This window comes from Pelomonas sp. CA6, assembly GCF_022549225.1.
GTDB lineage: Bacteria > Pseudomonadota > Gammaproteobacteria > Burkholderiales > Burkholderiaceae_C > Roseateles.
This window is the reverse complement of record NZ_JAKZFD010000009.1, coordinates 65,662-79,458: the sequence shown is the minus strand read 5'-3', so window position 1 is coordinate 79,458 and position 13,797 is coordinate 65,662. Positions and strand designations below refer to the sequence as shown.

Below are 13,797 nucleotides of genomic sequence, written 5' to 3'. Positions count from 1 at the left end.
CGCCATGTTGATGTCCGCCCTGCCCTCCCTCGCCGAGCTCGAGAACGCCAGCGAGTTCCACGCCCGCCACATCGGCCCCGATGCCGCCGACGAAGCGCAGATGCTGTCCGCCATCGGCGCCGCGTCGCGCGCCGCGCTGATCGACGCCATCGTGCCCGCCAGCATCAAGCGGGCGCAGAAGATGGACCTGCCCGAGCCGGCCACCGAGGCGCAGGCACTGGCCGAGCTGAAGGCCATCGCGGGCAAGAACCGTCTGCTGAAGAGCTACATCGGCCAGGGCTACTACGGCACGCTGACGCCGGGCGTCATCCTGCGCAACATTCTCGAGAACCCGGCCTGGTACACCGCCTACACGCCCTACCAGGCCGAGATCTCCCAGGGCCGCATGGAAGCCCTGGTGAACTTCCAGACCATGGTGTCCGACCTCACCGGCATGGCGATCGCGAACGCCTCCATGCTGGACGAGGCCACCGCCGCCGCCGAGGCCATGACCCTGGCCGCCCGCGTGGGCAAGAGCAAGAGCCAGGTCTTCTTTGTCGCCGACGACGTGCTGCCGCAGACCCTGGAGGTGGTGCGCACGCGCGCCGAGCCGCTGGGCTTCACGGTGCAGGTGGGCGCGGCCGAGGACGCGGGCCAGAGCGAGTGCTTCGCCGCGCTGCTGCAGTACCCTGGCGTCAACGGCCGGGTGCGCGCGCTGCAGCCCATCGCCGACGCGGTGCATGCGCAGGGCGGCCTGCTGATCGTCGCCGCCGACCTGCTGGCGCTGACCCTGATCCAGGCGCCGGGCGAGCAAGGCGCCGACATCGCGGTGGGCACGACCCAGCGCTTCGGCATGCCCATGGGTGCCGGCGGCCCGCACGCCGGCTACATGGCCTGCCGCGACGAGTTCAAGCGCAACCTGCCGGGCCGACTGGTCGGCGTGTCCGTGGACGCGCACGGCAAGCCCGCCTACCGGCTGTCGCTGCAGACCCGCGAGCAGCACATCCGCCGCGAGAAGGCCACGTCCAACATCTGTACCGCGCAGGTGCTGCCGGCCGTCGTGGCCAGCATGTACGCGGTCTACCACGGCCCGCAGGGCCTGAAGCGCATCGCGCAGCGCGTCGCCGCCTACACCGCGGCGCTGGCCCAGGCGCTGAAGGGCCTGGGCTACCAGCTCGCCCATGAACAGGCCTTCGACACCCTGCACGTGCTCTCCGGCACCAAGACCGACGCGCTGCTGGCCAGCGCCGTCGCCGCCGGCATCAACCTGCGCCGCGCCGGGGCCGACTCGCTGAGCGTCTCGCTGGACGAGGCGACCACGCGCGCCGACCTGCAGGCCCTGCTGGCCGTCTTCGCCGAGGGCAAGGCCGCCGACGCCTTCGCCGGCCTCGCGCAAGGCATCGCCGCGCTGGTGCCGGCCGAGCTGCTGCGCAGCTCCGCCTACCTGACCCACCCGGTCTTCAACCGCTATCACTCCGAGACCGAGATGCTGCGCTACCTGCGCCTGCTCTCCGACAAGGACCTGGCGCTGGACCGCAGCATGATCCCGCTGGGCTCCTGCACGATGAAGCTCAACGCGACCAGCGAGATGATCCCCATCACCTGGCCCGAGTTCGCGCAGGTCCACCCCTTCGCGCCGCAGGAGCAGCAGCAGGGCTATGCGCAGCTGAACCAGCTGCTGACCGGCTGGCTGTGCCAGGCCACCGGCTATGCCGGCGTGAGCCTGCAGCCCAACGCCGGCTCGCAGGGCGAGTACGCCGGCCTGCTGGCCATCCGGGCCTGGCATGAGTCGCGCGGCGAAGGCCACCGCAAGATCTGCCTGATCCCCGAGTCCGCCCACGGCACCAACCCCGCATCGGCCCAGATGGTGGGCATGCAGGTGGTGGTGACCAAGTGCGACAAGGAAGGCAACATCGACCTCGCCGACCTGCAGGCCAAGTGCGAGCAGCATGCCGCCAACCTGGCGGCGATCATGATCACCTACCCCTCCACCTATGGCGTGTTCGACACCCACGTGAAGGAGATCTGCGCCGTGGTCAAGCGCCATGGCGGCCGGGTCTACGTGGACGGCGCCAACATGAACGCGCTGGTGGGCGTGGCCGCGCCGGGCGAGTTTGGCGGCGATGTGTCGCACCTGAACCTGCACAAGACCTTCTGCATCCCGCATGGCGGCGGCGGCCCCGGCGTCGGCCCGGTCTGCGTGGTCGAGGACCTGGTGCCCTTCCTGCCGGCGCACCGCACCGCCGGCCTGGGCACGGACGGCAAGATTGGCGCGGTCAGCGCCGCGCCGCTGGGCAATGCCGCGGTGCTGCCGATCTCGTGGATGTACATCCGCATGATGGGCGAGTCCGGCCTGAAGGCCGCGACCGAGACGGCCATCCTGTCCGCCAACTACATCGCCGCGCGTCTCTCGGGCCACTACGACATCCACTTCAGCGGCAACATCGCCGGCGTGAAGGGCGGCGGCGTGGCGCACGAGTGCATCCTGGACCTGCGCCCGCTGAAGGACAGCTGCGGCGTCAGCGCCGAGGACGTGGCCAAGCGGCTGATCGACTACGGCTTCCACGCCCCGACGCTGTCCTTCCCGGTGGCCGGCACGCTGATGGTCGAGCCGACCGAAAGCGAGTCCAAGGCCGAGCTGGACCGCTTCATCGCGGCGATGATCCAGATCCGCGAGGAGATCGCCAAGGTCGAATCCGGCGCCTGGAGCCGCGAGGACAACCCGTTGGTCAACGCGCCGCACACTGCCGAACAGCTGCTCAAGACCGAGTGGACCCATGGCTACAGCCGCGAGGACGCCGCCTACCCGGTGCCCGCGCTGCGCCATGCGAAGTACTGGTCGCCGGTCGGCCGCGTGGACAACGTCTACGGCGACCGCAACCTGGTGTGCAGTTGCCCGCCGATCTCCGACTACGCCTAAGCCCTTCTGCCTCCGGGGCCGGCCATCCCGACCCCGGAGCGCACAATGCCCCCGGTGCGCTGCGGCGATCCCGCATGCCGCGCCTTTGCCGAACTGGAGCCCCGCGATGGCCGTTTCCGTATTCGACCTGTTCAAGATCGGCATCGGGCCGTCCAGCTCGCACACCGTGGGCCCGATGCGCGCGGCGCGCCTGTTCGGGCTGCGCCTGCGCCACGAGGAGCTGCTGGAGCGCACGGTGCGCGTGGTCTGCCAGCTCTACGGTTCGCTGGGCGCCACCGGCAAGGGCCACGGCAGCGACAAGGCGGTGCTGCTGGGCCTGGCCGGGCATGAGCCGGATCTGGTCGACGTCGAACAGATCCCGGCCATCCTGGACGGCATCCGCGTGGGCAAGCGCATGCCGCTGCTGGGCGAGCGCGAGATCGCGTTCGACGAATCGCGCGACCTGGTCTTCTACCGCCGCCAGAGCCTGCCGCTGCATGCCAACGGCATGCGGCTGATCGCCTACGACGCCGACGGCAACGAGCTGCAGAACCGGGTGTACTACTCGGTCGGCGGCGGCTTCGTCGTCAGCGAGGAGGTGCTGGCCGATGGCAGCAAGCAAAAGCAGATCGCGCCGGACACCACGGTGCTGCCCTACCCCTTCAAGACCGGCGCCGAGCTGCTGGCGCTGACCGAGCAGGAGGGCTGCTCCATCGCCGAGATCATGCGCCGCAACGAGCGCCACTGGCGCAGCGACGAAGAGACGCGCGCCGGGCTGCTGAAGATCTGGCGCGTGATGCAGGACTGCGTGACGCGCGGCTGCCGCACCGAAGGCATCCTGCCCGGCGGATTCAAGGTCAAGCGCCGCGCGCCTGAGCTCTACCGCGGGCTGACCAGCAACCCCGAGGCGGCGCTGCGCGATCCGCTGCAGGTGATGGACTGGGTCAACCTCTACGCGCTGGCGGTCAACGAGGAGAACGCGGCCGGCGGTCGTGTCGTCACCGCACCGACCAATGGCGCGGCCGGCATCGTGCCCGCGGTGCTGCACTACTACAGCCGCTTCTTCCACGGCGCCACCGAGGACGGCGTGGTCGACTTCCTGCTCACCGCCGCCGCGATCGGCATCCTGTACAAGGAGAACGCCTCCATCTCCGGCGCCGAGGTGGGCTGCCAGGGCGAGGTGGGCGTGGCCTGCTCGATGGCCGCCGGTGCGCTGTGCGCCGTGATGGGCGGCACGCCGGCGCAGGCCGAGAACGCGGCCGAGATCGGCATGGAACACCACCTGGGCCTGACCTGCGACCCGGTCGGCGGCCTGGTGCAGATCCCGTGCATCGAACGCAACGCGATCGCGTCGGTGAAGGCGATCAACGCGGCGCGCATGGCGCTGCGCGGCGACGGCACGCACTTCGTCAGCCTGGACAAGGTGATCAAGACCATGCGCGAGACCGGCGCGGACATGATGACCAAATACAAGGAGACCGCGCGCGGCGGTCTGGCCGTCAACATCGTCGAGTGCTGACCCGGCCTTGACGAATGGCACGGGCGCGGCCCGGGCCATCCTTGCTACAAACGCGGCCTGTTCGGCGGCATCGGGCCGGCTGGCCTGTCGAAGGGCCGTGTCTCCGATCGTCGTCAGCCATGGGCCGCCCGTCGCGGCCCCGATCGGAGTTCCATGACTGCTGCCTCCTTTGCCCGCCATCGCTGGCTGGCGCTCTGCGTTCTGTGCCTGGGCGTGCTGATGATCGTGCTGGACACGACCATCGTGAACGTCGCCCTGCCCTCCATCCGCGCCGACCTCGGCTTCACCGAAACCTCGTTGGTCTGGGTGGTCAATGCCTACATGCTCAGCTTTGGCGGCTTCATGCTGCTGGGCGGCCGGCTGGGCGACCTCTACGGCCACCGGCGCATGTTCCTCGCCGGGCTGGCGCTGTTCACGCTCGCCTCCGCCGCCTGCGGCCTGGCGCACAGCCAGGTCATGCTGGTGGCGGCGCGCGCGGTGCAGGGGCTGGGCGGCGCGGTGGTGTCGGCGATCGCGCTATCGCTGATCATGAACCTGTTCACCGAACCGGCCGAGCGCGCCAAGGCCATGGGCGTCTATGGCTTCGTCTGCGCCGGCGGCGGCAGCATCGGCGTGCTGCTGGGTGGGGTGCTGACCAGCGCGCTGGACTGGCACTGGATCTTTCTCGTCAACCTGCCCATCGGCGTGCTGGTCTGCGCTTTGTGCCTGTGGCTGCTGCCGCCCGGACGCGGCACGGCCGCCGACGCCACCCTGGACTGGCCCGGCGCCATCGCCGTGACCGCGTCGCTGATGCTGGCCGTCTATGCCGTGGTCGGCGCCAATGAGATGGGCTGGACCTCGCCACGCACGCTCGGCCTGCTGGCCACCGCGTTCGCGCTGCTGCTGGTCTTCCTGGTCATCGAGGCCTGCGTGGCGCATCCGCTGATGCCGCTGTCGCTGTTCCGGCTGCGCTCGGTCGCCGTCACCAACCTGATGGGCGTGCTGTGGGCGGCGGCGCTGTTCGCCTGGTTCTTCATCGCGGCGCTGTACATGCAGCTGGTGCTGGGCTTCGACGCGATGCGGGTGGGCCTCGCGTTCCTGCCCGCCAATCTGATCATGGCGCTGTTCTCGCTGGGGCTGTCGGCGCGCATCGTGATGCGCTTCGGACTGCGCCGCCCGCTGTCCGTGGGCCTGCTGATCGCCGCGGCGGGTCTGCTGTGGTTCGCCCACGCCCCGGCCCAGGGCGAGATGATGCGCGACATCGTGCCCGGCATGCTGCTGCTGGGGCTGGGCGCCGGCATGGCCTTCAACCCGCTGCTGCTGGCGGCCATGAGCGAGGTCTCGCCCAGCGAATCGGGGCTCGCGTCGGGCGTGGTCAACACGGCCTTCATGATGGGCGGCTCGCTGGGCCTGGCGGTGCTGGCCAGCCTGGCGGCCTCGCGTACCTCGGATGCCATTCTGAATGGGCTGCTGCAGCCCGAGGCCTACACCGTGGGCTTCCAGCTCGCCTTCGCGGTCGGCGCGATCTTTGCCGGCGTGGCCGCGCTGATGAGCTGGCTGCTGCGCGAGCCGGCCGGCCCAGGCAGCGCGGGCGCGATGCCCGCCGCGCACTGACGCTGCGAGGGCCGCCGGTCAGCGCGGCCGTCCGGGGCGTTCCGCCAGGAAGACCTGGGCCACGTCCAGCGAGCTGCTCCGGCCCACGTGGGCCAGCTCCTGCGCGAGCCAGCGCCGCGCGGCCTGCTGCCCCAGCTCGCAGAGCTGGCGCAGCAGGCGCGGGTCGGTGTTGAGCTTGCTGGACGCATCGAAGGGCGCCAGGCCCGCCTCATCGGCGATGCGATGCAGGCGCAGATCCTTGTAGCGGCGTGGGTCCACCTGCTTGTCCTTGAGCAGCCGCTGCACGAAGGCGATCGCGCGCAGCTCGGCCACCAGGCTGGCGTTGAAGGTGATCTCGTTGAGCCGGTCGTTGATCTCGGCCATGGTGCGCGGGATGCCGTCGCGCTGGAGGGGGTTGATCTGCACGATCAGCAGGTCCTCCGGATCGGCCCCGTAGATCAGCGGCCACAGCGCCGGGTTGCCGGAGAAGCCGCCATCCCACAGCGGCTCGCCGTCGATCACCACGGTCTGGCTGGTCAGCGGCAGGCAGGCCGACGCGAGCAACGCGTCGATGCTGAGCGAGTCGCCGCTGAACACGCGTGGCTGGCCGGTGCGCACCGAGGTGGCGGTGATGAAGAGCTTGATCGGCCCGCCACGCAGTGCGGCCAGGTCCACATGCGCGTCGACGATGCGCCGCAGCGGGTCCAGGTTGAGCGGATTCAGTTCATAGGGGCTCCACTGGCTCACCCAGGCCTCCCACGCGGCGAAGCCCGGCCATTGCGCGCGGTTGTAGGCCCAGGCCGGCAGATCGCCCTTGGGCAGCATGCCCCAGCAGCCGGACACCCCGCCCACCGCGGCCCAGAACGAGGCCAGCGCGTCGCGCGCGCCCTGCGCGCCGCCGGCCGCCCAGCCACTGGCCAGCACGGCGGCGTTCATGGCGCCGGCGCTGGTGCCGGAGATCGCGTCCAGCGCCAGCCGCCCGTCCTCCAGCAGCGCATCCAGCACGCCCCAGGTGAAAGCACCGTGCGAGCCGCCGCCCTGCAGCGCCAGCGTGATCGGGCGCGCCTTGCGGGCCGCGGCCCCGGGGCCCGGGGGTGCCTGGTGGGAATCTGCCGCCATCGCCGCTCCTGCTGTCGAAAGAGCGCATTGTGACCGGCGGCCGTGCCGCGCCGCTCCGGGACAATGGCGCCCCATGACGTCCGCCCCACCGCCTTCACTGGAACCGCTGGCCGAGGCCTGGCGCCGTGGTCGACCCGACGAGATGGAGCGCCTGGCGCGCGCGCTGTTGCGCGGTCACCCGACGCTGGGCGCGGCCTGGAAGGCGCTGGGCGTGGCGCTGCTGCTGCAGGGACGGGACGCGCGCGACGCGCTCGGCCGTGCGCTGCAGCTGCTGCCCGAGGATGCCGAACTGGCGGTGCAGCTGGGCAGCGCGCTGAACCAGCGCGGCGAGCACGAGGCGGCGCAGCGCCATTTCCAGCAGGCGTTGCGGCTGGAGCCGGCGCGCGTCGATGCGCGCATCAACCTCGGGTTGGCGCTGCTGGGTCTGGGCCGGCTGCAGGAGGCCGAGGCCTGCCTGCGCGAGGCCCTGGCGCGCGCGCCGGACGCCGTGCCCGCCTGGAGCAACCTGGGCCTGTGCCTGCGCCTGCAGGGCCGGCCGGACGAGGCAATCGAAGCGCTGCAGGCGGCGCTGGCGCGCGACCCGGCGCTGCTGCCGGCACGGCGCCAGCTGGGCCTGTGCGCGCTGGACCTGAGGCGGCATGCGCTCGCCCGCGAGGCGCTCGAAGCCTGCCTCGCGCACGATCCCGACAACCCCTGGCTGCTCAACGACCTGGGCAGCGCGCTGCAGGGGCTGGGCCGCGTCGACGAGGCCGGCGACTGTTACCAGCGTGCCCGCGCGTTGGCGCCCCGGGCGCCGCAGCCGCGCGCCAACCTCGCGCTGCTGGCGCGCGAGCGCGGCGACTGGCCCGCCGCGGACGCACTGCTGGCCGAGGCCTGCGCGCTGGCGCCGCAGGACCTGAGCCTGCTCAGCGACCGGCTCTTCGTGCGCGGCTATGCCGGGGCCGCGGCGCTGCCCGACACCTTGGCGCTGGCCCGCGAGTTCGGCGCCCGGGCGCAAGCGCGGGCGCGGCCTGGCCCGCCCGACGCGCGTCTTGACGGCGACCGGCGCCCGCTGCGCGTGGGCCTGCTGTCGCCCGATCTGCGCGAGCACCCGGTGGGCCATTTCCTTGAAAGCGTGCTGCAGGCGCTGCGCGCGTCGAGCGAGCTGGTGCTGCTGGCCTACAGCCACGCCGCGCGCGAGGACGCGCTGAGCGAACGGCTGCGCGGCTGCTGCGAGCATTGGCGCCGGGTGCGCGGCCTGGACGACGCCGCGCTGGCCGACACCATCCGGGCCGACCGGGTCGATGTGCTGATCGACCTCGCCGGCCACACCGCCGGCAACCGCCTGCCGGTGCTCGCCTGGCGGCCGGCGCCGGTGCAGCTGTGCTGGCTGGGTTGGTGCGCCAGCACCGGGATGGCCGAGGTCGACCACCTGCTGGTGGACCCCTGGATCGCGCCACCTGGCGCCGAGGCGCAGTGCGTGGAGCCGCTGTGGCGGCTGCCGGAGAGCTTTCTGTGCTTCAGCCCGCCGGCCGACGCGCCGCCGGTTGCGCCGCTGCCGGCGCTGCGCGAGGGCGTGCTGACTCTGGGCTGCTTCAACAAGAGGGCCAAGCTGGGCGACGAGCTGCTGGTGCAGTGGGCGCGCCTGCTGCGGGCGCTGCCGCACGCGCGGCTGTTGCTGAAGAACGCCCAGGTCGATGTCCCCGCCCACCGCGAAGCGCTGCGCGACCGCTGCGCCGCCGCGGGCCTGCCGATGGCGCGCGTCGTGCTCGAAGGGGCCAGCCCGCGCGCCGACTATCTGGCGCGCCATGCCGCGGTGGACATCGCGTTGGATCCCTTCCCCTACCCCGGCGGCACCACCAGCATGGAAGCCTTGTGGATGGGCGTGCCGGTGCTGACGCGCGGCGACGGCCACGGCCTGCTGTCGCGCCAGGGCCTGAGCCTGATGCGCAACGCCGGGCTGGCCGACTGGGTCGCGCGCGACGCCGACCATGCGCTGGAACTGGCCTGCGCCCATGCCGCGGATCTGCCGCGGCTGGCGGCGCTGCGCGCCGGCCTGCGCGAGCGCGTGCGCGCGTCGCCGTTGTGCGATGCGCCGCGCTTCGCCGCCCATCTGGAGGCGGCGTTGCGCGACATCTGGCAGCGGCACCGGCGCGCCGGCGTCGCCGGTTGAGGCGGCCCGCGCCCGCGTTCAGTCCGCGATGCCGGGCTGGATGCCGCCGGCCGGCAGGCTGGAACCGGCGCCCGCCTCCAGCGCCGGGGCCTCATCGGCCGCCGGCTTGCGGCGCTCGCGCACCAGGTAGGAATAGATCACCGGCACCACCAGCAGGGTCAGGATGGTGGAGGTGATCACGCCACCGATGATGGCGCGGCCCATGGGCGCCTGGATCTCGCCGCCCTCGTTCAGCGCGATGGCCATGGGCAGCATGCCGAACACCATGGCCGCGGTGGTCATGATGATGGGACGCATGCGGATCAGACCGGCCTGCAGCAGCGCGTCGGCCACCGTCGCGCCGGCCTTGCGCGCATGGTTGGCGAAGTCCACCAGCAGGATGGCGTTCTTGGTCACCAGGCCCATCAGCATCACCAGGCCGATCATCGAGAACACATTCAGCGTGGACTGCCACAGCAGCAGCGCCAGCATCACCCCGATCAGCGCCAGCGGCAGCGAGGCCATGATCGCGATGGGCTGCAGGAAGCTGCCGAACTGGCTGGCCAGCACGATGTAGATGAAGATCACCGCCAGGCCCATCGCCGACAGCAGCCCCGTGAAGGCCTCGGCCTGCTGCTTGCCCTCGCCGTCGACCATGAAGCTGATGCCGGGCGGCAGCTGGGTGTTCTTGATCAGCTTCTGCACCTCGGCGTTGACCTCGCCCGAGCTGCGCCCCTGCACGCCCGCGTAGACCGCCTCGCGGCGCTGCAGGTTCTGGCGCCGGATGACCTCGGGGTTGAACACCGGGACGATGGTCGCCACCTGGTCCAGCGCGATCGGCGAACCGTCGCGGGCGAAGGCCACCGGCAGGCGCTGCATCTGCTCCACGTTCTGGCGCTGGTCCTTGGGCAGGCGCAGCAGCACCTCGACCTGGTTGCCGTCCGGCGTGGTCCAGTAGGTCGCCACCTCGCCGTTGACATAGGCGCGCAGCGAGGACGCGATCTGCGGCGCGTTGAGGCCCAGCTCGCGCACCGCCGAGTCCTTCAGGCGCACGGCATAGGCCGGCAGGCCCGGCTTGACCGTGGTCTCGACGTCGACCGCGCCGCGGATCTTCTTGACCTTCTCGGCGAAATCCTTGGCCACCTGGGTCAGCACCTCGGGGTCGGTGCCCAGGATGGTCACCCACACCGGGCGGTTGAAGCCCAGGCTCAGCTCCACGCCGGGGATGCGCGCGAGATCGGCGCGGATGGCATCCTCGATCTGCTTCTGGCTGCGCTTGCGCTGCTTGTGGTCCACCAGCGAGATCGCCAGCGAGGCCTGGTTGCGGCCGGTGGCCATGCCCTCGCCGGTGCTGCCGACGACGGTGGACACGGTGAGGATCTCCGGATAGCCGGCCAGGATCTCCTCGACCTGGCGCACCTTGGCGTTGGAGCGCTCCAGGCTGGTGGCCACCGGCATGCGCAGGTTCAGCTGGGTGAAGCCCTGGTCGGTCTGCGGCACGAATTCGCTGCCAACCAGCGGCGCCAGCATCAACGCGGCGACGAAGCTGCCCACGCCGCCGAGCATGACCAGGCCGCGCGGCGTCAGCGTCGCCAGGCGCAGCCGGCGCGGAGCGTGGCGGTCGCGCAGGCCGTCCTGGCCGAAGGGGCGCGCATACACCGGCAGCGGCGGCACCAGCAGGCGGTAACGCCGGCCCGAGAACACCCAGCGGATCACCCGTTCATACAGCGCGTGCAGCAGATCCATGCCGCGGTCGGTGGCGCGGATCAGGTGGCCGATCACCGGCAGCTTGCGCACATAGGTGCTGGGCGGGTCGGGCCAGACGCTGGACAGCATGGGGTCCAGCGTGAAGCTCACGAACAGTGACACCAGCACCGCCACCGCCACCGTGATGCCGAAGGGATAGAAGAACTTGCCGATGATGCCGCCCATGAAGGCCACCGGCACGAACACCGCGCAGATCGCGAAGGTGGTGGCCATCACCGCCAGCCCGATCTCGTTGGTGCCGTCCTCGGCCGCCTGGTGGTGGCCCTTGCCCATCGCGACATGGCGCACGATGTTCTCGCGCACCACGATGGCATCGTCGATCAGCAGGCCGATGCACAGCGACAGCGCCATCATGGTCATGAAGTTCAGCGTGAAGCCGAAGGCATGGACCGCGATGAAGCTGGAGATCACCGCGATGGGCAGCGTGAGCCCGGTGATGATGGTCGAGCGCCAGCTGTGCAGGAACAGGAAGACGATGGCGACAGTCAGCAGCGCGCCTTCGATCAGCGTGTGGCGCAAGCCGGTCAGCGAGTTCTTCACGAAATCGCTGCTCGCGTAAATGACCTTGAGCTCCACGTCCGGCGGCAGGGTCTTGCGCAGCTCGGCCATGGCCTCCTTGACGGCGTCGCCGGTGGCGACGATGTTGGCGTCCTGCTGCTTGAAGATGTTGAAGCTGACCGCGGGCTTGCCGTTGATGCGCGCCAGGCTGTCGGCCTCGCGCTCACGCTCGGAGAGCTGGCCCAGGTCGCCCAGGGTCAGCGCCAGCTCGCCGCGGCGCGCGACCACGGTGTGGATGAATTGCTTGGGGTCCTTGACCTTGCCTTCGACGCGCAGCATCGCGTCGGCGTTGTGGTCGGACAGCAGGCCCACCGGCTGGTCGCTGTTGGCCTGGTTCAGCGCGCTGGCCACCTCGGCCGGCGTGATGTTGTAGGCGCGCAGGCGCTGCGGGTCCAGGTCGATGCGCACCTCGCGGGTGAACATGCCGCCCACGTCCACCTTGGCCACGCCCTCGACGCGCGACAGGCGCTTGACCACGGTGAGCTCGGCCATCATCGACAGCTCGCGCGCCGGACGGGTCTCGCTCATCAGCGCGGCCACCACGACCGGCTGCGCGTTGTCGGCCTGGAAGCGCGAGATCATCGGCGCCTTCACGTCCTTCGGAAACGCAGCCTGCACCAACGCGACGCGGTCGCGCAGTTCCTGCATGCCGCGGTTCATGTCGGCGTTCAGCGAGAACTCCACGCTGGCCTGCGCACGGCCCTCGAAACTGCGCGACTGGATGCGCTCGACCCCGGCGACGGTGTTCAGCGCCTCTTCCAGCGGCTTGGCGACCTCGCGCTCCACCGCCTCGGGCGACGCGCCGGGATAGCGCACGTCGATCCAGGCGCCGGGCAGGCTGATGTCGGGCATCTGCTCGACGCCCAGCTTGGAATACGAGAACAGGCCCAGCACGCACAGCGCGACCATCACCATGGTCGCGAACACCGGGTTCTGGATGGAGACGCGGGTCATCCACATGGCGTCGTCTCCTTACTGGCGCGGCACGGCCGAGGCCTGGGCCACGGCCGGCTTGGGTTGCAGGATGTTGGCCTTGTCGCCGTCGCGCAGGTTGTCGAAGCGCGAGCCCAGGACCTGGGCCTGGCCGTCCAGGCCTTGGAGGATCTCCACCCGCCCCTCGCGCGCGTCGCGCCGGCCGGTGGTCACGATGCGGCGCTGCAGCGTGCCGTTGGCGATCACCCAGACATGTTCCTGCCCCGAGGTACTGCCCAGCGCCGCCAGCGGCACGGTGAGGCGCTGCTTGTCGTCCGCCAGCTCGACGCGGGCCACCGCGTACTGGCCGGCGCGCAGCCGCTCGCCCGGGTTGTCCAGCGCCAGCGTGACGCCGATGGAGCGCGTGCCCGGCTCGGCCGCCGGCGCGATGCGCGCGATGCGGGCCGGCACGGGCTGGTCCTCGCCTTCGACCTTCAGCTGCACCTCCATGCCGGGCTGCAGCCGCCCCACCTCATGGGTGCCGACCAGGCCGGCCAGCTCCAGCCGCGACAGATCGACAATCGTCAGCACCTGCTGCTCGGCGGCCAGCTTCTCGCCCGGCACCGCGTGGCGCTTGTGCACCAGCCCGTTGATCGGCGAGGTCAGCGCCGCCTGGCGCAGCAGCACCTGGCTGGTGCCCAGTTGGGCCTGCGCCTGCAGGTACAGGCCGCGCGCCGCTTCCATGCTGGCGCGCGAGCTGTCCAGCGCGGTCGTGGCGATGAAGTTCTGCGCCGCCAGGCCCTCGTTGGCCTGGTACTGGCGCCGGGTCTGCTCGTACTGGGCGCGGGTGGCCTCGACGCTGGCATCGCGCTCGGCGACGCGGTGGCGCAGCTCCTCCAGGTCCAGCTGGCCCAGGCTCTGGCCGGCGCGCACGCGGCTGCCTTCGGCGACCGCCAGGCTCACCAGGCTGCCGGCCGCCTTGGCACGCACCACCACGGTGTTGGGCGCCACCAGCGGGCCGGAGAATTCGATCACCGCCGGCATGCGGGCTTGGGCGGGCCGGACGATCTCGCTCGCCTGGAACTCCAGCGCCGGCTTGGCCGGCTCCCCGGTCTTGCCATGGCCGGGCTGGCTGGCCGCGCCGGTCTTGTTCGTGGCGTAGACGGCCGCTGCGGCGGCCAGCACGGTCACCGCTGCCCCTGCCGCGATCCATTGCTTGCGCATGGTGTCTCCCTGACTGCTTGTTTCGTCGATGGCGCAGTTTAGGAAGCCCCCTTCAGCGAATCCCCCCTGCTGCGACGAACTGCAGATTGCGCGTCATGGTTTGCATGCGTTCACGCC

The 13,797-nt window shown here is 71.2% G+C and carries 7 protein-coding genes; 4 read left to right on the top strand and 3 right to left on the bottom strand.

Annotation, left to right across the window (positions count from 1 at the left end; translation table 11 throughout):
- The first annotated feature begins 4 nt into the window (after positions 1-4).
- From gcvP to LZ017_RS15515, 3 genes are all read left to right on the top strand, one after another.
- Positions 5-2,899, top strand: a complete 2,895-nt coding sequence (gene gcvP / locus LZ017_RS15525; RefSeq protein WP_241397803.1) for an aminomethyl-transferring glycine dehydrogenase — start codon at positions 5-7, stop codon at positions 2,897-2,899.
- A gap of 106 nt (positions 2,900-3,005) precedes the next feature.
- A complete protein-coding gene (locus LZ017_RS15520; RefSeq protein ID WP_241397802.1) occupies positions 3,006-4,397 on the top strand; it encodes an L-serine ammonia-lyase in 1,392 nt (463 codons plus the stop codon).
- A gap of 153 nt (positions 4,398-4,550) precedes the next feature.
- Positions 4,551-5,990: an MFS transporter gene (locus LZ017_RS15515; protein ID WP_241397801.1), complete on the top strand. Its 1,440-nt coding sequence runs from the start codon at positions 4,551-4,553 to the stop codon at positions 5,988-5,990.
- Between the two features lie 18 nt (positions 5,991-6,008).
- Here LZ017_RS15515 and LZ017_RS15510 read toward each other — a convergent pair whose 3' ends face one another.
- Positions 6,009-7,088 (bottom strand): patatin-like phospholipase family protein, encoded by a 1,080-nt coding sequence (locus tag LZ017_RS15510; RefSeq protein WP_241397800.1) that lies wholly within the window; start codon positions 7,086-7,088, stop codon positions 6,009-6,011.
- Positions 7,089-7,161: 73 nt separating this feature from the next.
- Here LZ017_RS15510 and LZ017_RS15505 point away from each other — a divergent pair, with 73 nt between their 5' ends.
- Entirely contained in the window at positions 7,162-9,240 is a 2,079-nt protein-coding gene (locus LZ017_RS15505) for a tetratricopeptide repeat protein (protein WP_241397799.1), read from the top strand.
- 18 nt (positions 9,241-9,258) lie between these two features.
- Here the strand turns inward: LZ017_RS15505 and LZ017_RS15500 are convergent, their stop codons facing one another.
- Positions 9,259-12,504 carry an efflux RND transporter permease subunit gene (locus LZ017_RS15500; RefSeq protein WP_241397798.1) on the bottom strand — a complete coding sequence of 1,082 codons (3,246 nt, stop codon included), beginning with the start codon at positions 12,502-12,504 and terminating at the stop codon, positions 9,259-9,261.
- A 12-nt stretch (positions 12,505-12,516) separates the two neighbouring features.
- A complete protein-coding gene (locus LZ017_RS15495; protein WP_241397797.1) occupies positions 12,517-13,680 on the bottom strand; it encodes an efflux RND transporter periplasmic adaptor subunit in 1,164 nt (387 codons plus the stop codon).
- Positions 13,681-13,797 lie beyond the last annotated feature (117 nt).

Coding starts and splice junctions, on each gene's coding strand:
- gcvP (WP_241397803.1), top strand. CDS start 5: ATGTTGATGTCCGCCCTGCCCTCCCTCGCCGAGCTCGAGAACGCCAGC.
- LZ017_RS15520 (WP_241397802.1), top strand. CDS start 3,006: ATGGCCGTTTCCGTATTCGACCTGTTCAAGATCGGCATCGGGCCGTCC.
- LZ017_RS15515 (WP_241397801.1), top strand. CDS start 4,551: ATGACTGCTGCCTCCTTTGCCCGCCATCGCTGGCTGGCGCTCTGCGTT.
- LZ017_RS15510 (WP_241397800.1), bottom strand. CDS start 7,088: ATGGCGGCAGATTCCCACCAGGCACCCCCGGGCCCCGGGGCCGCGGCC.
- LZ017_RS15505 (WP_241397799.1), top strand. CDS start 7,162: ATGACGTCCGCCCCACCGCCTTCACTGGAACCGCTGGCCGAGGCCTGG.
- LZ017_RS15500 (WP_241397798.1), bottom strand. CDS start 12,504: ATGTGGATGACCCGCGTCTCCATCCAGAACCCGGTGTTCGCGACCATG.
- LZ017_RS15495 (WP_241397797.1), bottom strand. CDS start 13,680: ATGCGCAAGCAATGGATCGCGGCAGGGGCAGCGGTGACCGTGCTGGCC.